Genomic DNA, 25,371 nt, shown 5'->3' on the forward strand with positions numbered 1-25,371 from the left:
CAGGGCGCCGGGAACCTGTCCGCCAGGCCGCCGAGTTCCTTGAGCGAGGTCTGCGCGGCCGCCAGCTCGGCCCGCTGATCATCCGTCAGTTTGCTATAGCAAGCAGCGAGTTCATCAACAGCCCGAAGGGCCGTGGCCAGCGCCCGGCGAAGCTCGTCCGCCGGGCCGGCGGATTCCGCGACCGCCTGTCCGGTGCTCGGCAACCGTTCGCCCGACCGCGGCGGCTCGCCCGCCTCGACGGCCGCCGGCTCGTGCGGCCCCTGGTGCTGCCGGACCTGGTGCCCCGAGTGCGCATGGGTGACCAGGTGCACGTCGATGTCCCCGGACAGCTCGGTGGTGGTCTCGCCGATGCCGGGCCCGGTGAACCTGCGCCGCAGCCGGCTGCGGCGGCTGGTGCCGAGCACCAGCTGGGTCGCCTCGTGGTCCCGGGCGAAGCCGAGCAGCGTGGCGGGGACGTCCTCGCCCGCCACCTGGTGGTAGCTGCCGCCCAGGCACTCCACCAGCCGTCGCTGGGCGGCCAGCGTGCCGGAGGCCACGTCGGCGAGCCCGTCACCGGGGACGACGTGCACCGCGAGCAGGTCGCCGCCGCTCTCGCGCGCGGCGATCCGGGCGGCCCGGCGGATCAGGGTGTCGCCCTCGGGGCCCCCGGTGAGCGCGACCACCACCCGTTCGTGCGTCTCCCAGGTCTCGTCGATCCCGTGGTCGACCCGGTAGCGGCGCAGCGCGTCGTCCACCCGGCCGGCGAGCCAGAGCAGCGCGATCTCGCGCAGGGCGGTGAGGTTGCCGATCCGGAAGTAGTTGGCCAGCGCCGCGTCCACCCGGTCGGGCGCGTACACGTTGCCGTGCACCATCCGCCGGCGCAGTCCCTCCGGCGGCATGTCGACCAGCTCGATCTGCTCGGCCCGGCGCACCACCTCGTCCGGCACCGTCTCCCGCTGCGGCACACCGGTGATCTTCTGGATCACGTCGTTCAGCGACTCCAGGTGCTGGATGTTGACCGTGGTGATGACCTCGATGCCGGCGTCCAGCAGTTCCTCGATGTCCTGCCAGCGCTTCTCGTGCCGCCCACCGGGGATGTTGGTGTGGGCGAGTTCGTCGACCAGCGCCACCCCGGGCCGCCGGGCGAGCGCCGCGTCGAGGTCGAACTCGTCGAACCGGCCGCCGCGGTAGTCGCGTTCGACGCGTGGCAGCACCTCGAGCGGGTGCAGCATCTCCTCGGTGCGGTACCGGCCGTGGCACTCCACGAAGGCCACCACCACATCGGTGCCCCGGGCCGCGCGCCGGTGGCCCTCCTCCAGCATCCGGAAGGTCTTGCCGACCCCGGGTGCGGCCCCCAGGTAGACCTTGAGCCGACCCCGTCCGGTGCGCACGGGAGCCGCCTGGGCCGGTTGCTGCGGCTCGGCCATCGCAGTCCTCCTCGCAGGCGCGGTCACGCGTGGTGGCGCGCGGTCAGCCGAGCCGGGCGAGCGCCAGGTTGAGCGTCACGACGTCCACGCGTTGCTGGCCGAGGAAGCCGAGCACCCGGCCCTCGACATGGTCGGCGACCAGCTGGTGGACCCGTTGCGGGTCCAGGCCGCGGGCCTTGGCGACCCGGTCGACCTGCTGATAAGCGTAGGTCGGGGAGATCGCCGGGTCGAGGCCCGAGCCGCTGGCGGTCACCGCGTCCGGCGGCACCTGGGCCGGGTCCACCCCGTCGAAGGCGGCGACGGCCGACCGGCGCTGCTGGACGGACTTCAGCAGGCCCGGGTCGTTCGGCCCGAGGTTGGAGCCGCCGGAGGCGCTCGCGTCGTAGCCGCTGCTCCCGGCCGCCGAGGGACGCGGCTGGAACCACTTGGGGTCCGGCTGCGGCGCCGCGCTCGGGCCGGACGCGGGGAGCGTGAAGTTCTGGCCGATCAGTCCCGAACCGACCGCCTGCCCGTTCTGGCGCACCAGCGAGCCGTTGGCCTGCCCGGGCAGCAGGGCCTGCGAGAGGCCCACGATGACCAGCGGATAGGCGATCCCGCAGAGCACGGTGAAGACCAGCAGCACGCGCAGGCCGGTCAGATGCAGCTTGGCCAGGGTGGCCAGCGGATTCGCCACGAGGCGCTCCTTCGCTCAGCGCAGTCCGGGGATGAACTGCACGACCAGGTCGATCAGCTTGATGCCGAGGAACGGCAGGATCAGCCCGCCGACCCCGTAGACGCCCAGATTGCGGCGCAGCAGCGCCGAGGCCGAGGACGGCCGGTAGCGCACGCCGCGCAGTGCCAGCGGGATCAGCGCGACGATGATCAGCGCGTTGAAGACGATCGCCGAGGTGATCGCCGAGGTCGGGCTGTGCAGGTGCATCACGTTGAGGCTGCTGAGCCCCGGGTACACGCTGGCGAACATCGCCGGGATGATCGCGAAGTACTTCGCGACGTCGTTGGCGATCGAGAAGGTGGTCAGCGCACCACGGGTGATCAGCAGCTGCTTGCCGATCTCGACGATCTCGATCAGCTTGGTGGGGTTGGAGTCCAGGTCCACCATGTTCCCGGCCTCCTTGGCGGCCGAGGTCCCGGTGTTCATCGCCACTCCGACGTCGGCCTGGGCCAGCGCCGGGGCGTCGTTGGTGCCGTCACCGGTCATCGCGACCAGCTTGCCGCCGCTCTGCTCCTGACGGATCAGCGCCATCTTGTCCTCGGGCGTGGCCTCGGCCAGGAAGTCGTCCACCCCGGCCTCCTCCGCGATCGCGGCGGCGGTCAGCGGGTTGTCGCCGGTGATCATGACGGTCTTGATGCCCATCCGGCGCAGGTCCTCGAAGCGGTCCTTGATGCCGTGCTTGACCACGTCCTTGAGGTTGATCACGCCGAGCACCCGGGCCGGCCGGCTGCCGGGGTGGACCGCCACCACCAGCGGGGTGCCACCGCCGGAGGAGATCCGCTGCACCGCGGCGTCGACCTCGGGCCCCACCGTGCCGCCGTGCTGCACCACGAAGGCGGCGACCGAGGCCGCCGCGCCCTTGCGGATCCGATGGTGCTCGCCGTCCTCGGTCAGGTCCACGCCGCTCATCCGGGTCTGCGCGGTGAACGGCACCCAGGCCGCGTGCGCCAGTTCGCCCTGGGTGCGGGCCCGCAGGCCGTACCGCTCCTTGGCCAGGACCACGATCGAGCGGCCCTCGGGGGTCTCGTCGGCCAGGCTGGACAGCTGGGCGGCGTCCGCCAGTTCGGCCAGCTCCGCCGCGCCGATGGGGATGAACTCGGCGGCCTGCCGGTTGCCGAAGGTGATCGTGCCGGTCTTGTCCAGCAGCAGGGTGGAGACGTCGCCGGCGGCCTCCACGGCCCGACCGGAGAGGGCGAGCACGTTGCGCTGCACCAGGCGGTCCATGCCGGCGATGCCGATCGCGGAGAGCAGCGCGCCGATCGTGGTCGGGATCAGCGCGACCAGCAGCGCGATCAGCACCACCGTGGTCTGCTCGGCGCCGGCGTAGGCGGCCATCGGCTGCAGGGTGACCACGGCCAGCAGGAAGACGATGGTCAGCGAGGCCAGCAGGATGTCGAGCGCGATCTCGTTCGGCGTCTTCTGCCGGGCCGCGCCCTCGACCAGCGCGATCATCCGGTCGATGAAGGTCTTGCCGGGCTCCGAGGTGATCTTGACGACGATCCGGTCGGAGAGCACCTTGGTGCCGCCGGTCACGGCCGAGCGGTCGCCGCCCGACTCGCGGATCACCGGCGCCGACTCGCCGGTGATCGCCGACTCGTCCACGCTGGCGACCCCCTCGACCACGTCGCCGTCCCCGGGGATGATCTGCCCGGCCTCGACCACCACGTGGTCGCCGAGCCGCAGCTGCGCGGCCGCGATCTCCGCCTCGGCCACCGCGCTCGCGCCCGGCCGCCAGTCGGTCAGCCGGCGGGCGACCGTCTCGGTGCGGGTCTTGCGCAGCGTGTCGGCCTGCGCCTTCCCCCGGCCCTCGGCCACCGCCTCGGCCAGGTTGGCGAAGACCACGGTCAGCCAGAGCCAGACCGCGATCACCCACGCGAAGACGCTGGTGTGCCGGATCGCCGAGATGGTGGTCAGCACCGACCCGACCTCGACCACGAACATCACCGGGTGACGGACCATCACCCGGGGGTCGAGCTTGCGCACCGCGTTCGGCAGCGACTCGATCAGCTGCTTCGGGTCGAGCAGCCCGCCCGAGACGCGGTGCGCCTCGTGCTCCTCCTGCTCCTGCGCGCCGTTCACCGGGATCACTTGAGCCCCTCCGCGAGCGGACCCAGCGCGAGCGCCGGGAAGTAGGTGAGACCGACCACGATCAGCACGACGCCGGCGAGCATGCCGACGAAGAGCGGGCGGTGCGTGGGCAGCGTGCCCGCGGTCGCCGGGACCGGCTGCTGGCCGGCCAGCGAGCCGGCCAGCGCCAGCACGAAGACCATCGGCAGCAGCCGGCCGAACAGCATGACCAGGCCCAGCGCGGTGTTCCACCAGGTGCTGGTGGCGGTCAGGCCGGCGAAGGCGGAGCCGTTGTTGTTGGCCGCCGAGGCGAAGGCGTAGAGCACCTCCGAGAAGCCGTGCGGCCCGCCGTTCAGCGCGGCGGACCATTCGGCCTTGAAGGTCATCGCCGTCCCGGTGCCGATCAGCACGATGGCGGGGGTGGTGAGGATGTAGAGGGAGGCGAACTTCATCTCCCGGCCGCCGAGCTTCTTGCCCAGGTACTCCGGGGTGCGGCCGACCATCAGCCCGCCGACGAAGACCGTGATCACGGCCAGCACCAGCATCCCGTACAGGCCCGAGCCGGTGCCGCCGGGGGCGATCTCGCCGAGCATGATGTCGAACATGGTCAACCCGCCGCCGAGCGCGGTGTACGAGTCGTGCATCGAGTTCACCGCGCCGGTGGAGGTGAGCGTGGTGGAGGCGGCGAAGAGGGTGGAGCCCGCGATGCCGAACCGGACCTCCTTGCCCTCCATCGCCGCGCCGGCCGCCTGCAGCGCGCTGCCCTCATGGCGCCACTCGGCGATCGTCATCAGGATGGCCGAGACCACCCAGTACAGGGCCATCACCGTGACGATGGCGTAGCCCTGACGGTTGTCGCCGACCATCCGGCCGAAGGTGCGCGGCAGCGCGAAGGAGATCACCAGCAGCAGGTAGATCTCCAGCCAGTTGGTGAACGCGGTGGGGTTCTCGAACGGGTGGGCGGAGTTGGCGTTGTAGAAGCCGCCGCCGTTGGTGCCCAGCTCCTTGATCACCTCCTGGGAGGCCACCGGGCCGCCGGGGATCGACTGGGTCTGCCCCGCCAGCCCGGTGATCTGCTGCGCGGCGTGCAGGTTCTCCACCATCCCGCTCGCCACGAAGACGATCGCGAAGACCACCGAGACCGGCAGCAGCACCCGCAGGGTGATCCGGGTCAGGTCGACCCAGAAGTTGCCCACCCGGTCGGTCCGGCTGCGCGCGAAGCCCCGGATCAGCGTGGCGGCCACCGCCACGCCGACGGCGGCCGAGACGAAGTTCTGCACCGCCAGGCCCGCCATCTGCACCAGATGGCCCATGGTCGTCTCACCCGAGTACGACTGCCAGTTGGTGTTGGTCACGAAGGAGGTCGCCGTGTTGAAGGCGGTGGGGGCCGGGACGGCGGGGAAACCCAGCGAGAGCCAGAGGTGGCTCTGCAGCCGCTGGAAGGCGTAGAGGAAGAGCACCGAGACCGCCGAGAAGGCCAGCACGCTGCGCAGGTAGCCGAGCCATGGCTGGTCGTGGTCCGGGTGGACGCCCATCAGCCGGTAGCCGACGCGTTCGATCCGCAGGTGCTTGGGGCTGCTGAGCAGGTGGGCGAGGTAGTCGCCGAGCGGCCGGTAGGAGAGCGCGAGGGCGGCGACCAGGGCCAGGGCCTGCAGCACGCCCGCCAGAGTGGGAGTCACCGGGCCACCTCAGAACCGCTCCGGGTGCGTGAGCGCCAGCAGCAGGTAGACCACCAGGGCCGCCGCGACGATCAGCCCGACGATGTTGTCCGCCGTCACAGCCGGCTCACCCCCTTGGCGATCAGTGCGAGGACGCCGAACACGGCGAGCGTGACGACGACGAAGGCCAGGTCCGCCATGAAGGCTCCAACCGGAGTGTCGGGACCCGCCGGCTGCGGGTCGTGGGAGCTGCCTGAGCCGCTCTCTCCGATTGTCGGGTCGCGCATCTGACGGTCCGTAGTTTTCCTGGGCCGACCGGGAAACCGACCATGACGGGAGCATTGCGGCGGTGCAACGATAAGACTGTCAACTGATCATGAAAACAGTTATCGTTACGAACAGAGGGTGGTGGGGGGTCGCGTCGTACCCGCACCGCACGTAGCGGATTCTCACGGGGGGTCACGTCGCCATGCGCTCATCGCCGCTGTACCTGGAACCCCGGCTGGAGCCACGGCTCCGCTCGGTGCTGGAGTCCGCCGACTTCCTGCACACCTTGGTGGATGCCCTCGGCTCGCCGCTCAACGTGGTGCTGCCCGAGCAGATCGCGGCGAACGTGGCCCGGTTCCGTGCCGTCTACCAGCGGCATCACCTCTCGGGCGGGATCTTCTTCGCTCACAAGGCGAACCGGTCCAGCGCCCTGGTGCGGCAGCTCACGGTGACCGAGGCGGGCATCGACGTCGCCTCGCTCGGCGAGCTGCAGCACGCGCTCGGCGCGGGCTTCACCCCGGACCGGATCCTGGCCACCGGGCCCAAGAACCCGGAGTTCCGCTGGCTGGCCGCCCGCACCGGCGTCACCGTCGGCGTCGACTCGCGGGCCGAGCTGCTGGAACTGGCCGTGCTGGTCGGCAAGTACGGGCTGCCCCGGGTGCGGGTGCTGCTGCGGCTGTCGGGCTTCGAGGCGCCCGGCGTCACGGTGCTCAGCCGGCCGAGCCGCTTCGGCTCCCCGGTCGGCGAGGTGGCGGGTCTGCTGGAGGCGGTCGAGCGGCACCGCGACGCCGTCGAGCTGATCGGTGTCGCCTACCACCTGGACACCGTCGGGGTGGCCGAGAAGGCGGTGGCCCTCGAAACCTGCGTCAGGGTCATGGACGAGTGCCGCCGCCGTGGCCTGCGCCCGCAGGTCATCGACATCGGTGGCGGCTTCGGCGTCAACTACCTGGCCGACGCGGGGCAGTGGGAGCGCTACACGAGCGAACTCACCAGTGCCGTGCTCGGCCGGCGGCCCGCGCTGACCTGGCAGGGGCACGGATACGGGCTGCGCGCCGAGGCCGGCACCCTGCGCGGGGCGCTGGGTCTGTACCCGGCCCACCGGCCGATCGCCGCCGAGGCCTACCTGGACGAGCTGCTCGCCTCCCCGGCGCCGTCGCTGGGTCGCCCACTGGCCACCCTGCTGCTGGAGAACCTCTACGACCTGCACATCGAGCCGGGGCGCGCACTGGTCGACCAGTGCGGCGTCGCGTTGGCGAAGGTCCTGGAGGTCCGGCACACCCCGGGCGGCGACTGCCTGGTGCGGGTCGAGATGAACGCGCGCGATGTCAGCCTCGAAGAGCACGGGGTGCTGATGGACCCGATCGTCATCCCGCGGGGCGGCGGGCGTCCGTCCGGCACCGACCCGGTGGCGGTGTACCTGATCGGGAACCTCTGCCTGGAGGCCGACCTGATCACCCGGCGGCTGGTCCACCTCCCCGCCCTGCCGAGCCCGGGGGATCTGCTCGCCTTCGCCAACACCGCCGGCTACTTCATGGACTTCAGCGCCGACCACGCGCTGCACCAGCCGATCGCCCGCAAGGTCGCCGCGTACCGGGAGAACGGCTCCTGGCGCTGGCGGCTGGACACCCAGTACTGGCCCGACTTCGCTACGGGGGAACAGCAGTGAGGTACGACAGCATCACCGACGTGATCGGCGACACCCCGCTGGTGCGGATCAGCCCGGCGGTGCACGGCCTGCGGAACATCGACCTGTACGCCAAGTTGGAGATGCTCAACCCGTTCGGCTCGGTCAAGGACCGGGCCGCGTGGAGCATGACCCGCCCGAAGCTGGCCACCGCGGTCGAGCGCGGTGACGCGATCGTCGAACTGTCCAGCGGCAACACCGCGAAGGCCCTGGCCGTGATCGCCGGGATGCACGGGCTGCCGTTCAAGAGCGTGACGAACCGGATGAAGGTGCCGGAGATCAAGGACCTGTTGCTGCTGCTCGGCGCGGAGATCGAGGAACTGCCAGGCCAGAGCGAGTGCCTGGACCCGAGCAACACCGACGACCCGCTGACCAGGATCCACCGGATGCTCTCCGAGGCGGAGAGCGGCTACCTGCACACCGACCAGTACTACAGCCCGCTCAACCTCGAGGCGCACCTGGCCGGCACCGGGCCGGAGATCCTGCGGGACCTCGACGGCCGGGCCCCCGACTACATCATCGCCTGCGTCGGCACGGCCGGCTCCTCGACCGGGGTGGCGACCGTGCTGCGCGCCGCCAACCCGGGGATCGAGGTGGTCGGTCTGGTCGCGGACAAGTCGGACTTCATCCCGGGCATCCGCAACATCGACGAGGTCCACGAGGTCGGTCTCTTCGACCCCGCCACCTACGACAGCATCGAGACGGTGACCGCCGACCACGCGATCGACGGCCTGCTGACCCTGGTCCGCCGCTGCGGCCTGCTGGCCGGCCCCACCGGCGGTGGCGCGTACCACGGTGCGGTGCGCCATCTGCGGGCGCTGGACGAGGGGTTGACCGAGCGCAGGACCGCGGTCTTCATCGTCTGCGACCGGGTCGAGAGCTATCTGAGCTACATCCGCAAGCGCCGGCCCGAGCTGCTGAACCAGCCGCCCAGGCAGAACTCGGTGGCGACGCTGACCGAGGCCGAACTGGCCGAGGTCACCGCGCTGGACGTGGACGCGGCCCGCAAGTGGATCGCCGAGGACCGACCGCTGGTGATCGACCTGCGCGGCCCGTTCGCGTACGCGGCGCTGCGCATCGAGGACTCGATCAACATCGTCGACGAGCTGTTCGACGAACTCCTGTACGGAGGGCTGCCGTTCGGCAAGAAGCAGCCGGTGCTGCTGGCCTGCCCGGTCGGTGAGAAGTCGGTGCGGTACGCGGCCCTGCTGACCCGGATGGGACACCCCGACGTGCGCAGCCTGGCCGGCGGCATCATCGGCTGGCGCGACGCCGGCGCGCCGCTGGTCCGGGACTGAGGGGGTGGGTCCGATGACCGTGCTCGACGATCTCCGCGACTGGCAGCGCGAGTTGCGGGCCCAGTTCCCGATCGTCGTGGGCAACCCCGAGCAGGCCTACCTGGACAGCGCGGCGACCTCGCAGAAGCCGCAGGCCGTGCTCGACGCCGTGCACAGCTACCTGACCACGGCCAACGCCAATGCCGGTCGCGGTACTTACCGCTGGGCCAACGACACCACCGCGCTGGTCGAGCGGACCCGGCAGCGGGTCGCCCGGTTCCTCGGGGACCCGGACCCGCAGCGCTCGGGCGTGCACTTCGTCAGCGGTGCCACCGAAGGACTGCGCGCGGTGGCCCGGGACTGGCTGCCCGGGTACCTGCACGACGGGGACGAGATCATCGTGCCCTTCGCCGACCACCAGGCCAACGCGCTGCCCTGGCTGGAGGCCCAGGAGTCGCTCGCGCGCCAGGGCGTGCGCATCGCGGTGCGCGAACTGCCCTACGAGAGCGCGTCGCACGACTACGACCAGGCGGCCCTGGCCGAACTGGTCACCGAGCGGACCGCGTTCGTGGCGGCCACCCACGTGCACCACGTCTACGGCGGGAACATGAACGTGCACCGGATCCGCGCGGCCGTCGGCCCGTCCGTGCCGATCTGCCTGGACGCCGCGCAGAGCGTCGGACATCTGCCGGTGGACGCCGGCGCGCTCGACGTCGACTTCGTGATCTTCTCCGGTCACAAGGCGATGGCCCTGCCCGGCACCGGCGCCCTCTGGGCGCGGAACCTGCGCGGCCCGGAGTTCAGACCCGGCGGCTGGAGCGGTACGCCCAACACCAGCGGCATCGCGAGCCTGGAGGCCGCGCTCGACTGGCTGGACGCGGCCGGCCCGGAGCGGATCGAGCGGTGGACGGTCGCGCTGGCCGCCCGCCTCACCGATACGCTGCGCGGGCTGGACAGCTACGAGATCCTCGGCTGCCAACTCAGCCTGGCCGCCGACTCCGAGGTCCAGCAGCGGGCCGGGATCGTGACCTTCCGGCACCACAGGATCAGCTCCAACGACCTGGGCTTCATCCTGTCCAGCCACGGCTTCATGGTGCGCGCCGACGGCCACTGCCAGGGCCGGGCCGGCGAGCGGGACAGCTCGGTGCGGGTGAGCCTGCACGCGTACAACACGGTGGCGGAGATCGACCGCCTGCTCGCCGTCCTGGCCACGATGTGACGGTGTGTCAGCTACTGAAGAACTGTGAGGTGGGGAACCGTGAACAGCAAGGGCACGGTGGTGCTGGTCGACGTCTACGCGCCGACCATTCGGCTGGCGGAGGCGTTCGGCAAGGCGGGGTACACCTGCGTGCGGGTGCAGAGCACCCTGGAGGCGCCGCCGGTCTACCGGGCGAGCGTCAGCCTCGACCGGTTCAGCGACAACATCGTCCACCGGGGCGACCTGGCCGCGACGGTGGCGGCGGTCGCCGCCCATCGACCGATCGCGGTGCTCACCGGCGGCGAGCTCGGGGTCGAACTCGCCGACCGGATCAGCGAATCGCTGGGGCTGGCGACCAACGGCAGCGCGCTCAGCGAGGCCAGGCGCAACAAGTACGTCCAGATCGACACGATCAAGGCGGCCGGACTGCGCGGCGCCCGGCAGCTGCTGGTCGACAGCGCGGACGAACTGGCCGACTGGCACCGGGAGATCGGCGGCCGGGTGGTGGTCAAGCCGATTCGCAGCGCTGGCAACGACGGGGTCGTGTTCTGCGACACCCCCACCGAGTCGGTGGCCGCCTACCGGGCCGTCAAGGACCGGACCAACATCTTCGCGAACCGCAACGAGGGCGTGGTCGCGCAGGAGTACCTGGTCGGGGCGGAGTACGTGGTCAACACGGTGAGCCGGGACGGCCGGCACCGGGCCACCGACCTGTGGAAGTACACGAAGCTGTCGGCCAACGGTGTCCGCGACCGGATCAGCGGTGCGCTCCTGGTGCCGTCCGCGAGCCGGGCCCGCGAGCAACTGGTGCCGTACGCCTTCGCGGTGCTCGACGCCCTCGGGGTCCGGCACGGTCCGGCGCACCTGGAGGTGATGCTGACCCCCGACGGGCCGTGCCTGGTGGAGGTCGGGGTGCGGCTCTGCGGCGCCGACACGGCCTACTACGCGCAGGTCGCGGCGGGGGAGTCGCAGATCGAGTGGACGGTCGACGCCTACACCGACCCGGCCCGGTTCCTCGCGAACCACCAGGCCCCGTACCGGATCCAGCGGCACGTGGCGCTGGCCTTCCTCACCTCGCCGGTCCAGGGCGTGCTGCGCTCGTACCCCCTGCTCGACCAGGTCGAGCAGCTGGAGAGCTTCCACGACCTGCGCATGACGGTGAAGCCGGGCGACCGGCTGCCGGTGACCGTCGACGACAGCTCGGAGCCGATGATGGTGACGCTGGCCCACCCGGTCGAGGAGGTGGTGGCCCGCGACTTCGGGACGCTCTGCTACCTGGACGGCCGCGGCTTCTACGAGCTGGAGTCCGTCGGCGTCGCGCCCTGACCTGGCGCCGTCAGTCCCTCCGCCTGCCCCGGCGGGCCGCACCCACTCGACACCGTGGAGCCGCAGATGTTCTCAACCGGGCAGTACGGGCAGGTCTGGCGGGTCCCCGGGGCCCCGCTGCTGCTGGTCGGCGGGGTGATCGCGCGACTCGGGATGGGGATCACCGTCCTGGCGTGGCTGCTGCTGCTCAAGCAGACGACCGGCAGCTACGGCCTGGCCGCCTCGGTCGGCGCGGCCACCTCCATCGCCACCGCGTGCGCGGCCCCGATCGGCGGGCGGTTGGCGGACCGCCTCGGCCCCGGCCGGGTGCTGCTCGGCTTCGCCACGGTCTACTCGCTGACCCAACTGGGCTTGCTGGCAGCGGTGCTGTACCGCCTGCCGGTGCCGCTGCTCTGTGCCATCGCGGCGCTCTCGGGAGCCTTCTTCCCCTCGGTCGGCCCGGCGCTGCGCGCGGCCTGGACGGTGCTGACCGGCCCGGACAGTGGGCGCAGCGAGGCGCGCACCGCCGCGATGGCCGCCGAGTCCACGCTCTTCGAAGTGGTCTTCGTGGTCGGCCCGTTGCTGGTCTCGGCCGTCATGCTGATCGGCCGGCCGCTCGGCTCGGCCTTCGGGACCACCGCCGCGATCGCCGGTCCGGCCGCCGCGCTGGCGAGTTCGGCCGTCCTCACCGGTCTCGGCACGCTGGCGCTGACCACCGGGCGGGCGATGCGGGGCCTGCGCCCCGACGCGGCGCGCGTCCGCGCCCGCGGACTGGGCCCGCTGCGAGCGCCGGGCTTCCCGATGCTGCTGCTCTGCGTGGCCGGCATCGCGTTCTCCTTCGGGGCCTCGCCGGTGGCCCTGGCGGCCTATGCGCGGGCGCACGACGGCAGCGCCGCCGACAGCGTGACGGGCGTGCTGATCGCGGTCTGGAGCATCGGTAGCGCACTGGCCGGATTCTGGTACGGCACCCGGCAGTTCAAGACCTCGCAGGTGCGCCAGTTCGTGCTGCTGCTGATCGGCCTGGCGGTGGGCTACGCGCTCTGGGCGCTGATGCCCGGTTCGGCGGCCCTCGGTGTGCTGCTGCTGCTCACCGGCGCGGTCATCGCGCCCGCCATGACCGTCGAGGCGGGCCTGGTGTCCCGGCTGGCGCCGGAGAGCATGCTGAACGAGGCGTACACCTGGCTGACCACCACCAACCTGTCGATGGCCGCTCTCGGCTCCGCGGCCGGCGGGGTGATCGTGGATCAGCCGGGCGGGTGGGCCTGGGGGTTCCTCGCCGCGGCCGGCGCGACGGCGCTCGCGGCCGGGGTGGCGGCCTGGCCGGGCGCCTTGGCCGCCCGCCGGGACGAGCGCGCCGGGCACGCGGAGGACCCGGTGGTGGTGGGCTGAAATGCCTGGCGGGCTGGCCTTCCTGTCGGCAGGTCAGGGCATCGGCGTTCGGCAGGTCAGGGCACCGGTGACCGAACTGAGAAGCGAAATGGTTTTCGTTTCCATCTGATGTAGGGTGGGCATCGATCCCGCCCGCAGCCGAGAGGAACCCGCCCGCCATGCCCGAGAACGCCCGGCTGCAGTCCGCCGATCCGCAGCGACCGGCCTGGTCGGTCGACTGGGTGGCGCGCTGGGAACGTCAGCAGGAGCGGTACGCGGTGGACCGCGAGGAGCGGTTCACCGTGATCGCCGACGTGGTCGAGCGGGTGACGGAGGGTCAGGACCGCCCGCTGTTGGTGGACCTCGGCAGCGGCCCCGGCTCGCTCTCGGCTCGTCTGGCCACCCGCCTGCCCCGGGCGCGGATCGTCGCGGCGGACATCGATCCGCTGCTCCTCGAGCTGGGCCGCACCCGGCACGCGGACGCGGTCCGCTTCGTCGAGGTGCTGATCGGCCAGCCGGGGTGGATCGAAGCGCTGGAGCTGGACCGCCCGTTGGACGCGGCGGTCTCCAGCACGGCCCTGCACTACCCGGAGCCGGCGAGCCTGCGGGAGATCTACCGGGACCTGGCGGGCGTGCTGCGCCCCGGCGGGGTCCTGGTCAACGGCGACCACCTGATGCCCGAGGATCCGGTGCTGGCCGCACTCGCCGAGCTGGTCGGCCGCCGCCACGCCGGGCGACACGGCGTGGACGACGCCGAGGACTGGACGACCTGGTGGGCCGACGCCCGGCGGAATCCCGAGTTCGCCGACCTGCTCACGGCACGCGAGCGGCAGCTCGCGCCGGCCGCCGGCGACGGCAACGGCCTGTCGGCGGCCCAGCACGAACAGCTGCTCCGGGAGGCCGGCTTCCGGCACGTGGGGCCGGTCTGGCAGTACGGGAGCAGCTGCGTTCTGGTCGCCGTGCGCTGAGCGGCGTGCGGCGACGGCGCCGGTGACGCCGTGGGGGCGTCATCGGACAGCGGCCCGGTCGATGACCGTGGGGGACATCGACCGGGCCGCCGGGAAGGGGTCGCGTGGCATGCTCGACATATGCAGACATCGTTATATGCTGACATCTAGATGCACCGAGCAGTCAGGTCGGTGGCGGACGCGGCTTCGGGCTGCCCGCCCCGGCGCCATACGCGAGAGGGACCTTCGATGTCTGCCGCAACGCTGCACCGCACCCACGCCGAGCACCCGCACGCCCACGGGGAGGGCTGCGGTCATGTCGCCATCCCGCACGGCGACCACGTCGACTACGCGCACGACAACCACCTGCACCGGGTGCACGGCGACCACGTCGACGAGTGCGCCGAGGCCGAGCACGCCGTCCACTCGGACCACGCGCACCAGCACGGCGTGGACTGCGGGCATGTGGCCGTGCCGCATGAGGACCACGTCGACTACGTCCACGACGGGCACCGGCACGCGAGTCACCAGGGCCACTGGGACGACCACTGAGTCCTGCTGGTGCGCATGGGGGCGGGTCGGGGTGATCCCCGGCCCGCCCTCGGCGTGTTTGCCGGTCCTGGGGTGGGATTGATACTCATTCCCAGGTATTAAGGTATGCATATGGCAATGGACCCAGCCCCCGGTACTCCCGGTGCGTCGTCGGCCGAGCTGCAGGCCGCCAGCGAGTTGCTGCGCGCCTTGGCCGCGCCGGTCCGGCTGGGCATCGTGCGGGAGTTGGCCGACGGCCACCGGCGGGTCCACGAGCTGGTGGCCGCGCTCGGCGTGAGCCAGCCGCTGGTCTCCCAGCACCTGCGGCTGCTGCGCGCCGCGCGGATCGTCACCGCCCACCGCAAGTCCCGCGAGATCGAGTACTCGCTCACCGACGAGCACGTGGCGCACATCGTGCTGGACGCCATCCGGCACGCCGCCGAGGCGTAGTCCGCGCCCTCGGCAAGCGGCCTGACGGTGTATCAGCCCGTCAGCGCTCCTCGCGGAAGTCGACGTGGCGGCGGACCATCGGGTCGTACTTGCGCAGGACCAGGCGGTCCGGGTCGTTGCGGCGGTTCTTGCGGGTCACGTAGGTGTAGCCGGTGCCGGCGGTGGACCGGAGCTTGATGATCGGGCGCAGTTCGTTGCGGGCCATCGGGATCGTCCTCTCGGAGAAGGGTGGGCTGGATCGGTCGAGTCACTATACCGAAATGGAAGTCGTTTTCATCTGAGGTATTGTTGGCTCCGCCAGGACGGGCCGTGCGCCCGCCCACCCTGCCGCGCTGCCCCGCCGCGCCCGCCCACCGGAGACCGCCATGTCCGCCCACTGCCAACTGACCGGCCGCAAGCCCGGTTTCGGCAACGCCATCTCCCACTCCCACCGTCGCACCCCGCGCCGCTTCGACCCGAACATCCAGCGCAGGCGCTACTGGCTGCCGAGCGAGGGCCGGTACGTGCGGCTCACCCTCAGCGCCAAGGGGCTCAAGACCGTCGACGTGATCGGCGTCGAGGCCGCCGTCGCGCGGATCCGTGCCCGAGGGGAGAAGGTCTGATGGCCAAGCAGAGCAAGATCGCCAAGAACGAGGCCCGCCGCCGGACCATCGCCCACTACGCCGATCGCCGCGCCGAGTTGAAGCGGATCATCGCCCGGCCGACCAGCACGCCGGCCGAACGGGCGGCCGCCCAGCAGGAGCTGAGCCGCCAGCCCAGGGACGCCAGCGCCACCCGGCTGCGCAACCGGGACGCCGTCGACGGCCGCCCGCGCGGCTATCAGCGCGCCTTCGGCCTCTCCCGGATCAACCTGCGCACCCTCGCCCATGCCGGCCACCTGCCCGGTGTCCGCAAGTCCAGCTGGTGACCGAAGGAGGAGCCGTGCCCGAAGACCTGAGGCTGCCCGTGGTGGTGGTCGCCGGGCTGCACGCGGCCGAGCGCCGCCAGGCCGTCCGCGAACTGCTGGCGGGCTGCGTCGACGCCGTGGTCCTCCAGCACGACCTGCGGGACGCGTCCAGCGGTCTGGTGCACCGTCACATCCACGACGACAAGGGCGATTTCGTGCCCGTCACGGTCCCGCTGACCAACGACTGCCCCTGCTGCGCGGCGCGCGAGGACCTGCTGCCCGAACTGCTGCGGATCGCCGAGGCCGGGCAGTACGGCCTCGCAGTGGTCGAGTTGTGGGGCGGCAGTGACCCGCACCCGATCGTGGAGCTGATCGCGGGCGGCGAGGTGGGCGACCGCTGCATGCACGAGGTGGTCGAACTCGCGGGTGTGGTCGGCGTGCTGGACCCGCTGCGGCTGATCGGCGAGCTGTCCGTGTCGGACGAGCTGGTCGAGCACGCCCTGCACACCTGCGCCGACGACGGCCGCACCCGTGCCGAGGCGCTCGCCCACCAGCTCGAGTACGCCACCGTGCTGGCCGTGCCGCGAGCCGGCCAGACGGATGAGGCGCCCGAACGGCGGGCGGGTCTCGCGATGCTCCACCAACTGCACTCCACCGCCCGGGTGGTGCGGCTCGGCACCGGTGAGCTGATCCGGGCGGCGCTCGGCGGTTTCGACGTCGCCGCCGCGCGCGACCGGGTCAACCCGGCGCTCGCCCAGCTGCCGCAGGAACAGGACGCGGCGGGCGTGGCCACCGTGGTCTGGGAGCGCCGGCGTCCGCTGCACCCGACCCGGCTGCACGAGGCGCTCGAACAGCTGGTCCCCGCCGCCCAGCGCAGCCGCGGCCGGTTCTGGCTGGCCAACCGTCCCGACCTGATGTTCGCCTGGGACGCCGCCGGGGCCAACCTGGCGGTGGAGGAGTGCGGCCCTTGGCTGGCCTCACTGCCCGACGCCGCCTGGGACCTCTACCCGCCCGCCCGCCGGGCCGCCGCCGCCCTGGACTGGCACCCGCTGCACGGCGACCGGGTCCAGCAACTCAGCTTCACCGCTGAGGGCCTGGACGCCGACGGCATCGTCGAACTCCTCGACTCCTGCCTGCTCACCGACGCCGAACTGGTGGCCGGCGAGCCGGGTTGGAAGGCGCTGCCCGACGCGTTCGCCGATCTGCTGGACACGCCGTCCTGATTTCCCCCTCGCCACCCCGAAATACCACCCGCTGATCCCAACCACCTTTCCGGAGAACCCAGATGGCCGTCCCCAAGCGCAAGATGTCCCGCAGCAACACGCGCCACCGCCGCGCGCAGTGGAAGGCGAGCGCCCCGCAGCTCGTCCCGATCACCGTCCAGGGCCAGGAGTTGCTGGTGCCGCGCAACCTGGTCAAGGCGTACGAGCGCGGACTGCTCGTCCCCTGACGCCGAGCGGCGCGGTACGCCCGACCGCCGAGCCGGCCGGCGGCTCGGCGCCGCCGATCGCGGCGATGATCCGGGCCGCCCAGGCGGCCGGCCGCGGCTCGCGTCCCAGCCGGTCGGCGAGCCGGGCGAGGCGTTCGCGCCGCTCGGCCGGTGGCAGGGCAAGGGCCAGTTCCAGCCGGTCGCCGAGGTCCTCGGGGGAGCGGGGGTCGGTGAGGATCGCCGCCGAGCCCAGCGATTCGGCCGCGCCGATGTGCCGGGACAGCACGAGCACCCCGGATCCGTGCACCGCCGCCTGCGCGGCGACGAACTCCTTGGCGGTGAGGTTCATACCGTCCTGGAGGGAGGTCACCCAGAGCACGTCGGCCGCCAGGTAGTGGTCGACCACTTCGGGGAACGGCAGCGACTTCGGAAGGTACTCGACGGGCTGCCAGGAGTCGGTGCCCCACTGCTGGTTGACCTCGGCGACGCGCTGCTCCAGGGCCTGGCGGGTGGCGTCGTAGGCGGTGATACCGGGCTCGGGCGGCGGGCAGACCAGGCGGAAGCGCAGCCGTCCGCGCAGATCGGGGCGGCGGGCGAGCAGCGCCCCGATCGCCGCCACCTTCTGCACCGGGGCCTTGGCGTAGTCGAGGCGTTCGACGGCGAGCACCAGCGGGCCGGCCTGCGGACCTTGCCGCCGACGCGGTCGCGCAGCGCTGGCCCCGGCCCGGGCGCGGGCCAGCGCGGCGACGGCGTCGCGGTCGATGCCGAGCGGGTGGACACCGAGCCGCGGCAACCGGCCGGTGTCCACCCGCCCGGCATCGACCGCGAGGACCTGCCGGAAATGCTCGGCGAACGCGGCGGTGTGGAACCCGGCCCAGTCCAGGCAGCCGAGCGAGGCGCGGATCTCGGCCGCGGTCGGCAGCGTGGCGAAGACCTCCGGCGATGGGAACGGCGTGTGATGGAAGAGGCCGATCCGCAGGTCGGGACGGGCCGCGCGGAGCAGGCCCGGGACCAGCCACAGGTTGTAGTCGTGCAGCCAGACCGTGGCGCCGTCCGCCGCGTGGCTGCTGATCCGGTCGGCGAACCGCTCGTTCACCGTGCGGTAGAGCGCCCAACCGGCGGGGTCGAAGCGCAGCCGCTGCGGTTCGGACATCAGCACCGGCCAGAGCGTCTCCTTGCAGACCCGGTGGACGTAGCCGGCCCACTGCCGCGGACTCAGCGGCAGGAAGGAGAGCGGCAGGCCGGTGCCGTGCCCCGCCGGCAGCCGGTCGGGCGGCGTCCCGTCCGCCGCGACGGTGGCGGCCACCCAGACCGCGTCCAACCCGGTGTCCGGCCCAGCGGTCAGCCCGGCATCCGGCCCGGCGGCACGACCGCCGCCGTTGCCGCGCAGGTGCCGCAGGGTGGGCAGGATCCCGTTGGGACTGGCCGGTTCCCGCCAGCCGTGCTCGCGGGTCCAGGTCGCCGGTGGCCGGTGGTACCCGATCACCAGCGGGACCTCGGGTTCCACCCAGCCCAGGTCGAGCAGCGCCCGCAGGATGCCCCCGGCACCCGCCCGCGCCGGCCGGTGCGCCGCGGCTTGCGGAGGCACGGCCGACAGCAGGGCGGGCTCGGCGCCCTGGACGATCACGCCGTGCGCGCCCAGCCCGTACAGCGACAGATCGTTGAGGCTGTCGCCGGCGACCAGGATCGAGTCCATCGGCCAGCCCGACTGTTCCGCCAGCGCCCGCAGCGCGCCGCCCTTGGACGCCCCCGGCGGCAGCACATCGAAGTACCGCTCGCCGGAGTAGATCCATGAGCACCCCAATGCCCGCACCGCATCGGTGAGTTGCTCGGTCAGCCGGTCGGGCCGCAGGTAGTACGAGCAACGGCCGTCCTGGGCCACCCCGTCCTGGTACTCCAGCGCGGGGAAGCGGCGCAGCGCCCGGCGCACCCGCTCGGGCCCGGGCCAGCCGGCGCGCAACCGGGCCTGCAGCGGTCGGACCGGGGACAGGTCGGTGCCGTCCAGGACGCTCGCGCCGATGTCGGCGATGACCCAGTGCGGACGGGGCAGCAAGGGGTCGCGCAGTGCCTCGCGCACCGAGGGCAGCCCGCGCCCGGTCGCGAAGACGAGCGTCAGCTCCGGGTGGCGGGCCAGCGTGTCCCGCAGGCGCCGCCGGTCCCGGGTGGTGCCGCCCAGCAGCGTGCCGTCGAGGTCGGTGACCAGGATCGGATCTGTCACAGCCGTGCCCCCAGGCGCTCGTCGCGGATCAGAGCGACGTTAACACTGATGGACAGTCAGCTGACAGACAGTCATATCCGCAGTGACGCCTTCGCCCCGGCGGGGTGGCGAGTTGAGCAGGCCGGCAGGGCGCGCGGGTCAGGCGCCGACGAGCAGGTCGGCGACCTGGGCGCACTCGCGAGGGTGGGACCGGAAGTACCGGCCGAGATGGTGGGTGGCGTCGGGGAACACCAGATGCGTGAAGTCGGCCCGCCTGGCGAGTGCTTGGACGAGGGCCTGGTTCACGGCGGGCGGTATCACGTGGTCCTCGGCGGGCACCGCCAGCACCGCCCGACCGGTGAAGGCGGCGTAGATCTCCAGGGCGGCCGAGTCGCGCCAGGCGTCAGGGGTGCGGATGACCTCGGTGAAGCCCGCGTCGAAGGCCAGGTCCCAGGCCCGGCGCGGGTAGACGGCCGGGGCCAGCAGGCCGAGCGCCGCCACCCGGCTGCCGTAGTGCCCGAGCAGGTCGGCGACGGTCTGGCCGCTCATGCTCGCGCCGACCAGCAGCAGTTGATCGGTCTCGGGGGCGAGCTCGTCGATCACCGACCGGGCTTGCCGCAACCGCCGCGCCAGGCTCAGCTTCTGCAGCCGGCCGCTGCTGGCACCGTGCCCCGAGAAGTCCAACGTGACCACGCGGCAGCCGCGTTCGGCCAGCAGTCGCGCCAGGTCGCCGTGCACGGACCGGTCGGCCGTGCCCGCGCCGTGCAGCAGCACCGCGGTGCGGCCCGCCGCTTCGCCGACCGGTAGCAGCACGCCGCAGGCGATCTTCTCCCCGTCGACCGCCAGGGTCTGCTGCACCGCCTCGACCTGACGCCTCGACGCCGGAACCGCCAGGTCGGTCGACTGCGGTTCGTGGGCGCCGAGCCGTGCCAGCAGGTGTTCCCTGGCCGCCGGCCACTCGCCGGCGAGCATCGCGAAGTACTGGCTGTCGCGGAACGTCCCGTCCTGGCGACGCTTCTCGCGTCGGTGGACGCCCTCGTACCGTGCGCCGAGGCGGCGTATCGCCTGCTGCGAACGCTCGTTGAGGCCGTCGGTCTTCAACCTCACCCGGCCCATGCCCAGTTCCTCGAAGGCGTGGGCGAGCAGCAGTAGTTTGGCCTCGGTGTTGACCGCAGTGCGCCAACTGGCCCTGCCGTACCAGGTCCAGCCGATCTCCAGCCACTCGTCGAGGGCGTGGATCTGGTTGTAGGTGGTCCAGCCGACGGCCCGGCCGTCGTGCAGCGTGACGACGGCGAAGGCGACGGACTCGCCGCGTTCGCTCGCGGCGATCCGTCCGTCGAGCGCGACGGCGAGTTCGGCCTCGCTGCGCGGCGTCGGGGCGGGCAGCCAGCGCCAGACCTCGTCATCGTGGCCGCCGGCCTCGAAGAGATCCGACAGGTGCCCGGAGGAGAGGGGTTCCAACCGGATGTGACGTCCGGTCAGAGTGATGGGCACGGGGGTCTTGGCGATCATGGGCTGGACGGTAGCGGGACCGGGTGACGGACGCAATGGCCGCCCGATGCTGCGGGATGGCCGGTGAGTGGCCGTTGGACGGCGCGGCCGGCCGCCTGGTGAGCGGGCCGGCCGGCACGTCGGCCGCGAAGCGCGTGGTGCACCGCGCCGCGTCACGGCCGCAGGCGCAGCACCTCGCCGGGCGTCAGCGCGTCGGGGTTCTCGCCCACGGTCTGCTGGTTGAGGTGGAACAGGGCGGGCCAGCCGCCGCTGAGCCGGTAGGCGTCGGCGATACCGCTGAGGGTGTCGCCGTCGCGGACCGTGCGGTAGCCGTCCGGATCCGTGGACGACGGGACGGCGCCCGCGTCGTCGGATCCGCCGGCGGGCGGCGCGAGCGGGCGGCGGCCGTCCCCGCTGCCCGCGGACCCGGCGGCGCTCGGCCGGGCTGCGGGGTCGAGGTTCCCCCAGGCCCCGCAGATCGGCCACGGGGCGAGGCCGCGACTGCGGGCGAGGTGGTCGGCCACCGCGATCTGCTGGTCGCGGGTGGCCAGGTCGGGGCGCGGTGCGTAGCCGAGGCCGCCGTTCTCCCGCCAGGTCGCCCGGTCGAACTGCAGGCCGCCGAAGTACCCGTTGCCGGTGTTGACGGCCCAGTCGCCGTCGCTCTCGCAGCGGGCCACCGCGTCCCAGTCCGCCATCGCCCCCACGTCGTCGGCCGGCGCTCCCCGCACCGGTTCCGCTTGTGCCTGGATCACGGGGATCGCCAGCAGGCCGACCACGGACACGGTGACCAGAGCATGGTCGAGGGCTTTGCGGCAGGACGATCGGGACAGCGGCACGCGTGCTCCACAGGCTCGACGACAAGGCCGGGCACCGGGGCGCCCGTTGTCCAGCGATGCACGTTCGACCCGGCAGTACGCGGCGGCACGGTGTGCGAGTCGCCCGGTCGGCGCAGCGGGCATACCCGCACGGGCCAGCGGGCGTTGCCCCGGCCCCGGGCCGTGGTCGGGCCGGGGCCGGCAGCCGTCCGAGGCGAACTGCCCGGGCGTACGGCGCGGACCCTGGACAAGGCCATGGCGATGACGGTTGATGAGGGAATCACAGGCGGGCAGCGGGCGGGCTGTCAGAGAACCGGGAGCTGGCGGCAGGTGACGGAGCGACAGGTCCAGCAGGCCGACGAAGCGGGCGGCGAAACCGGCAGCGCACCCGGTGGCGACACCGGCGGCGAAGCCGGTGGCCGGCGTCCTGGTGGCGCCCTGGTCGTCCGCCCATGACGCTCCGGCGCCGACCTGACCGTCCACGCCGGGTCGGCAAGGTCGCGCCCGGGCTGGTGCTGACGGCCGGTTACACCTGGCGGCTGCTGCTGGTCGGCGTGGCCGGCTATGCGGCGTTCGTGGTGTTGCAGCGCCTGCAACTGGTCGCCGTGGCCGTCTTCCTCGGGCTGGTCGTCACCTCGGTGCTGCGGCCGGCGGCCGACGCCCTGGCCAAGCTGGTGCCACGCGGCGTGGCGGTGGCGATCGTCATGGTGGCGGCGGTCGTGCTGGTGGCCGGCCTGCTCACGCTGGCCGGTGAACTGGTGGCGTCCGACTGGAACCAGCTGCGCGGCGAGGTGCGCGGCGGCCTCAACCGGATCGAGCGGTGGTTGCAGGGACCGCCGCTGCACCTGCGGGCCGGCGCCGTGTCGGGCCTGCGGAGCAAGGTCGGCAGCTACCTCTCCGCGCACCGCTCGTCCTTGATCAGCACGGCGGTGAGCAGCGCGGGCCGCCTGGTGGAGGCCATCACGGGTGGTGCGCTGGCGCTGTTCTGCGCGGTGTTCTTCATCTACTCCGGCGACCGGATGTGGCGCTGGGCCGCCGCGCTGCTGCCGGCCCGGGCGCGCCCGCGCTTCGAGCTGGGCGGGCGGGTGGCCTGGCGCACCTTCGCCGGCTACACCCGGGGCATCGTGATCGTGTCGGCCACCAACGCCGTGCTGGTGGGCATCGCGCTGCTGCTGCTGGGAGTTCCGCTGGTGGTGCCGCTGATGCTGCTGGAGTTCCTCGCCACCTTCATCCCGCTGATCGGGTCGCCGATCGCGCTGGCCGTCGCCTCGGTGGTCGCGCTGGCCACCCAGGGGCCGCTGACCGCGCTGATCCTGCTGATCCTGATCGTGGTGATCGGTCAGATCGAGGGGCATGTGCTGCACCCGCTGGTGCTGAGCTGGGCGGTGCGGATCCATCCCGTGGTGGTCGCGCTCGCGGTGGCCGTCGGCACGCTGGTCGAGGGCGTGATCGGCGCCGTCGTCGCGGTGCCGCTGGTGTCGGTGGCGTGGGCGGTCTACCGGGAGCTACGGGCCCGCTGAGGTCGGCGGAGCCACCGCCGACCGGCGGCTCAGGGCCCGCCGGCACCGTCGTCGTCGCGGTCGCTGCCGTCGTCGCTGCCGTCGATGCCGTCGATGCCGTCGCCGTCGTCGGGCCCCGGCCCGGGCCCCGACTCGCGGTTCTCCGCGCGCCGGCGGCGCAGCCGCCATCCGATCAGGGCGATGACGACCACCGCGGCCAGCACCAGGGCCAGCGCCCGGCCGACCTGCGCTTCGACCCGGGAGTAGGCGGCGCCGGCGAAGTACCCGAGGAGGGTGAAGCCGACGCCCCAGACCAGGCCGCCGAGCGCGTTGTAGAGCAGGAAGCGGCGGTACGGCATCCGCGAGATGCCGGCCAGCGCGGGCATCATCGCGCGGAAGAACGCGATGAAGCGGCCGAAGAAGACGGCGGCCGGTCCACGCCGCCGGATCAGGTCCTGCGCCTTGCCGATCCGGTCGGCATGGCGGTGCAGCGGTCGCACCAGGAGGATCGTCGGGCCGAACCGGTGGCCGATCGCGTAGCCGACGGTGTCGCCGAGGATGGCCGCGGCCACCACGGCGAGGGTCAGCCAGCCGATCGAGACCTTGCCCTGGTGGGCGAGCACGCCGCCGATCACCGCCGCGCTCTCGCCAGGCAGCACGAAGCCGACGAACAGCGCGTCCTCGGCGAAGACCAGGCCGGCGACGACCGCGTAGATGACCGGTCCGGACAGGCGGCCGAGCCAGTCGGTGATCGAGTGCATCAGCGCGCTCCATCTCTGCTTCGCGATCTCCGCCGCACGGTCCTGACCGGGGCCGCGCCGCCCGTGAGTGCGTCAGAGCATCATCGCACCGGCGACTGCGCGCGGTTGCCGCTCGACACCCGGAGGAACGCGGTGAACGGGCCGGTCACCGCGTGGGTCGGCGAAGTGACCCGGGGCCCGAAGCCGCGCGGCCTACCGGTCGGTAGGGTGAGGCCCGCCGGCCCCGAGTCGCCGGTCCACGAGAGCGAAGAGGGAGCAGTGAGCCCATGGCTGAGGCGCTGATCATCGGCGTGGCAGGACGCGAGCCGGAGGTGGACCCGGCGGCCTTCGTCGCGCCGACGGCCGTGGTGGTCGGCTCGGTGCGGCTGGGGCCGCGGTCGAGCGTCTGGTACCAGGCCGTACTGCGCGGTGACGCCGAGTCGATCGCCGTCGGCGCGGACTCCAACATCCAGGACAACTGCACGCTGCACGCCGACCCGGGGTTCCCGCTCACGGTCGGCGAGCGGGTCACGGTGGGGCACAACGCCGTCCTGCACGGCTGTACGGTCGAGGACGACGTGCTGGTCGGCATGGGGGCGCGGGTGCTCAACGGCGCCCGGATCGGCGCGGGTTCGCTGGTCGCGGCCGGTGCCGTGGTGACCCAGGGCACCGAGGTGCCGCCCGGCTCGCTGGTGGCCGGCGTGCCCGCCAAGGTCCGGCGCCCGCTCACCGCGGAGGAGACGGCCGGCATCAAGGCGAACGCGGCGGGCTACCTGCTGCTCGCCGAGGCGCACGCCGCGATCCCGGACGGGCGGCAGAGCTGATGGAGCGTCAGCCGGATCTGTCGGAGAGCATCCTGGTGGACGCCGCCCCGGCGACGGTGTACGGGCTGGTGGCCGACCTGCGGCAGATGGGCCGCTGGAGTCCGGAGTGCCGCCGCGTCTGGTCGGCGGGGCCGGCGGTCCGTGCGGGCTCGCGGTTCGTCGGCTTCAACCGGCGCGGACCGTTCGTCTGGTGCACCACGGGCCGGGTGATCGCGGCGCGGGAGGCCGCCGAATTCGCCTTCGACGTGGGTGTGTTCGGCCTGCCGATAGCGCGCTGGCGCTACCGGTTCGAGCCGGCGGGCACCGGAACCCGGGTCACCGAGTCCTGGGAGGACCTGCGTACCGGGCGAGCCGGGGGCCTGGCCCGACTGCTGGGCGTGCTCTTCGCCGGCACCGGTGCCGAGCGCCGGATCGAGGTCAACCGCGCCGGGATGCGCACCACGTTGGCCCGCCTCGCGCAGGCGGCGGCGGGCGCCGCCGGCTGACCCGAACGGCACGTCGGACGTCCGCCGCAAACCCCGGCGGTCGGCGATCCACCCGATCGGATGGGGTGTGCCGGATTCGTGGTCGCGCCCGGCCCGCGCGTCGCCAAGCTGGAGGCAGGGTCGGCACGTCAGGGG

Annotated in this window: 26 protein-coding genes and 2 pseudogenes; 16 read left to right on the forward strand and 12 right to left on the reverse strand. The window is 72.7% G+C overall.

Annotated features, from left to right (window positions below; genetic code table 11):
* Positions 1-281: 281 nt before the first annotated feature.
* The 6 genes and pseudogenes from P3T41_RS10160 to P3T41_RS10185 form a co-directional block, all read right to left on the reverse strand.
* A pseudogene (locus P3T41_RS10160) lies at positions 282-1,406 on the reverse strand (universal stress protein); the annotation flags it as partial.
* A gap of 43 nt (positions 1,407-1,449) precedes the next feature.
* Positions 1,450-2,079, reverse strand: a complete 630-nt coding sequence (gene kdpC / locus P3T41_RS10165; RefSeq protein ID WP_280689329.1) for a potassium-transporting ATPase subunit KdpC — start codon at positions 2,077-2,079, stop codon at positions 1,450-1,452.
* A gap of 15 nt (positions 2,080-2,094) precedes the next feature.
* Positions 2,095-4,206: a potassium-transporting ATPase subunit KdpB gene (gene kdpB / locus P3T41_RS10170; RefSeq protein ID WP_280689330.1), complete on the reverse strand. Its 2,112-nt coding sequence runs from the start codon at positions 4,204-4,206 to the stop codon at positions 2,095-2,097.
* Positions 4,203-5,864, reverse strand: a complete 1,662-nt coding sequence (gene kdpA, locus P3T41_RS10175; protein WP_280689331.1) for a potassium-transporting ATPase subunit KdpA — start codon at positions 5,862-5,864, stop codon at positions 4,203-4,205. The genes kdpB and kdpA overlap by 4 nt, the downstream gene beginning before the upstream one ends.
* A gap of 9 nt (positions 5,865-5,873) precedes the next feature.
* On the reverse strand, positions 5,874-5,963 hold the full coding sequence (kdpF, locus tag P3T41_RS10180) for a K(+)-transporting ATPase subunit F (protein ID WP_280689332.1): 90 nt from the start codon (positions 5,961-5,963) through the stop codon (positions 5,874-5,876).
* The gene (locus tag P3T41_RS10185) at positions 5,960-6,130 is read right to left on the reverse strand and encodes a hypothetical protein (protein WP_280689333.1); all 171 of its coding nucleotides are present in this window, start codon (positions 6,128-6,130) and stop codon (positions 5,960-5,962) included. Before P3T41_RS10185 ends, kdpF begins: the two co-directional genes overlap by 4 nt.
* A 182-nt stretch (positions 6,131-6,312) precedes the next feature.
* On the opposite strand from P3T41_RS10185, the gene P3T41_RS10190 reads away from it, so the two are divergent.
* The 8 genes from P3T41_RS10190 to P3T41_RS10225 all read left to right on the forward strand — a co-directional run bounded on the left by P3T41_RS10190 (position 6,313) and on the right by P3T41_RS10225 (position 14,870).
* Positions 6,313-7,776: a Y4yA family PLP-dependent enzyme gene (locus P3T41_RS10190; protein WP_280689334.1), complete on the forward strand. Its 1,464-nt coding sequence runs from the start codon at positions 6,313-6,315 to the stop codon at positions 7,774-7,776.
* Positions 7,773-9,092, forward strand: a complete 1,320-nt coding sequence (locus tag P3T41_RS10195; RefSeq protein WP_280689335.1) for a pyridoxal-phosphate dependent enzyme — start codon at positions 7,773-7,775, stop codon at positions 9,090-9,092. Before P3T41_RS10190 ends, P3T41_RS10195 begins: the two co-directional genes overlap by 4 nt.
* A gap of 13 nt (positions 9,093-9,105) precedes the next feature.
* Positions 9,106-10,290, forward strand: a complete 1,185-nt coding sequence (locus P3T41_RS10200) for an aminotransferase class V-fold PLP-dependent enzyme (protein WP_280689336.1) — start codon at positions 9,106-9,108, stop codon at positions 10,288-10,290.
* A 39-nt stretch (positions 10,291-10,329) separates the two neighbouring features.
* A complete protein-coding gene (locus P3T41_RS10205; protein ID WP_280689337.1) occupies positions 10,330-11,595 on the forward strand; it encodes an ATP-grasp domain-containing protein in 1,266 nt (421 codons plus the stop codon).
* A 66-nt stretch (positions 11,596-11,661) separates the two neighbouring features.
* Positions 11,662-12,963, forward strand: coding sequence for an MFS transporter (locus P3T41_RS10210; RefSeq protein ID WP_280689338.1), 1,302 nt, complete (start codon positions 11,662-11,664; stop codon positions 12,961-12,963).
* A 158-nt stretch (positions 12,964-13,121) separates the two neighbouring features.
* Positions 13,122-13,910, forward strand: coding sequence for a class I SAM-dependent methyltransferase (locus P3T41_RS10215; RefSeq protein ID WP_280689339.1), 789 nt, complete (start codon positions 13,122-13,124; stop codon positions 13,908-13,910).
* 228 nt (positions 13,911-14,138) lie between these two features.
* Positions 14,139-14,441 carry a hypothetical protein gene (locus tag P3T41_RS10220; protein ID WP_280689340.1) on the forward strand — a complete coding sequence of 101 codons (303 nt, stop codon included), beginning with the start codon at positions 14,139-14,141 and terminating at the stop codon, positions 14,439-14,441.
* A gap of 111 nt (positions 14,442-14,552) precedes the next feature.
* On the forward strand, positions 14,553-14,870 hold the full coding sequence (locus P3T41_RS10225; RefSeq protein ID WP_280689341.1) for a metalloregulator ArsR/SmtB family transcription factor: 318 nt from the start codon (positions 14,553-14,555) through the stop codon (positions 14,868-14,870).
* 40 nt (positions 14,871-14,910) lie between these two features.
* Here the strand turns inward: P3T41_RS10225 and rpmG are convergent, their stop codons facing one another.
* Positions 14,911-15,075, reverse strand: coding sequence for a 50S ribosomal protein L33 (gene rpmG, locus P3T41_RS10230; RefSeq protein ID WP_280689342.1), 165 nt, complete (start codon positions 15,073-15,075; stop codon positions 14,911-14,913).
* Positions 15,076-15,235: 160 nt separating this feature from the next.
* Here rpmG and rpmB point away from each other — a divergent pair, with 160 nt between their 5' ends.
* The 4 genes from rpmB to rpmF all read left to right on the forward strand — a co-directional run bounded on the left by rpmB (position 15,236) and on the right by rpmF (position 17,206).
* Positions 15,236-15,472, forward strand: coding sequence for a 50S ribosomal protein L28 (gene rpmB / locus P3T41_RS10235; RefSeq protein WP_280689343.1), 237 nt, complete (start codon positions 15,236-15,238; stop codon positions 15,470-15,472).
* On the forward strand, positions 15,472-15,777 hold the full coding sequence (gene rpsN, locus P3T41_RS10240; RefSeq protein WP_280689344.1) for a 30S ribosomal protein S14: 306 nt from the start codon (positions 15,472-15,474) through the stop codon (positions 15,775-15,777). The genes rpmB and rpsN overlap by 1 nt, the downstream gene beginning before the upstream one ends.
* 14 nt (positions 15,778-15,791) lie before the next feature.
* Positions 15,792-16,979 (forward strand): GTP-binding protein, encoded by a 1,188-nt coding sequence (locus tag P3T41_RS10245; protein ID WP_280689345.1) that lies wholly within the window; start codon positions 15,792-15,794, stop codon positions 16,977-16,979.
* Positions 16,980-17,041: 62 nt separating this feature from the next.
* On the forward strand, positions 17,042-17,206 hold the full coding sequence (rpmF, locus tag P3T41_RS10250; protein WP_280689346.1) for a 50S ribosomal protein L32: 165 nt from the start codon (positions 17,042-17,044) through the stop codon (positions 17,204-17,206).
* On the opposite strand, the gene P3T41_RS10255 is transcribed toward rpmF, so the two are convergent.
* The 4 genes and pseudogenes from P3T41_RS10255 to P3T41_RS10270 form a co-directional block, all read right to left on the reverse strand.
* A complete protein-coding gene (locus P3T41_RS10255; RefSeq protein WP_280689347.1) occupies positions 17,172-19,403 on the reverse strand; it encodes a trehalose-6-phosphate synthase in 2,232 nt (743 codons plus the stop codon). The two genes, rpmF and P3T41_RS10255, sit on opposite strands and share 35 nt — an antisense overlap.
* Positions 19,404-19,541: 138 nt before the next feature.
* Complete coding sequence (locus P3T41_RS10260) at positions 19,542-20,240, reverse strand: alpha/beta fold hydrolase (RefSeq protein WP_280689543.1); 699 nt, start codon at positions 20,238-20,240, stop codon at positions 19,542-19,544.
* 69 nt (positions 20,241-20,309) lie between these two features.
* Positions 20,310-20,894, reverse strand: a pseudogene (locus P3T41_RS10265) (GNAT family N-acetyltransferase); the annotation flags it as partial.
* A gap of 152 nt (positions 20,895-21,046) precedes the next feature.
* Complete coding sequence (locus tag P3T41_RS10270; RefSeq protein WP_280689348.1) at positions 21,047-21,709, reverse strand: transglycosylase family protein; 663 nt, start codon at positions 21,707-21,709, stop codon at positions 21,047-21,049.
* A 309-nt stretch (positions 21,710-22,018) separates the two neighbouring features.
* On the opposite strand from P3T41_RS10270, the gene P3T41_RS10275 reads away from it, so the two are divergent.
* Positions 22,019-22,144, forward strand: coding sequence for a hypothetical protein (locus P3T41_RS10275; RefSeq protein ID WP_280689349.1), 126 nt, complete (start codon positions 22,019-22,021; stop codon positions 22,142-22,144).
* Positions 22,141-23,208, forward strand: coding sequence for an AI-2E family transporter (locus P3T41_RS10280; RefSeq protein ID WP_280689350.1), 1,068 nt, complete (start codon positions 22,141-22,143; stop codon positions 23,206-23,208). The genes P3T41_RS10275 and P3T41_RS10280 overlap by 4 nt, the downstream gene beginning before the upstream one ends.
* Positions 23,209-23,237: 29 nt before the next feature.
* Here the strand turns inward: P3T41_RS10280 and P3T41_RS10285 are convergent, their stop codons facing one another.
* Positions 23,238-23,948 carry a DedA family protein gene (locus P3T41_RS10285; RefSeq protein WP_280689351.1) on the reverse strand — a complete coding sequence of 237 codons (711 nt, stop codon included), beginning with the start codon at positions 23,946-23,948 and terminating at the stop codon, positions 23,238-23,240.
* Between the two features lie 266 nt (positions 23,949-24,214).
* On the opposite strand from P3T41_RS10285, the gene P3T41_RS10290 reads away from it, so the two are divergent.
* Positions 24,215-24,751, forward strand: a complete 537-nt coding sequence (locus P3T41_RS10290) for a gamma carbonic anhydrase family protein (RefSeq protein WP_280689352.1) — start codon at positions 24,215-24,217, stop codon at positions 24,749-24,751.
* Positions 24,751-25,236, forward strand: coding sequence for an SRPBCC family protein (locus tag P3T41_RS10295; RefSeq protein WP_280689353.1), 486 nt, complete (start codon positions 24,751-24,753; stop codon positions 25,234-25,236). Before P3T41_RS10290 ends, P3T41_RS10295 begins: the two co-directional genes overlap by 1 nt.
* The last annotated feature ends 135 nt before the right edge of the window (positions 25,237-25,371 follow it).

This window comes from Kitasatospora sp. GAS204B, from assembly GCF_029892155.1.
GTDB lineage: Bacteria > Actinomycetota > Actinomycetes > Streptomycetales > Streptomycetaceae > Kitasatospora.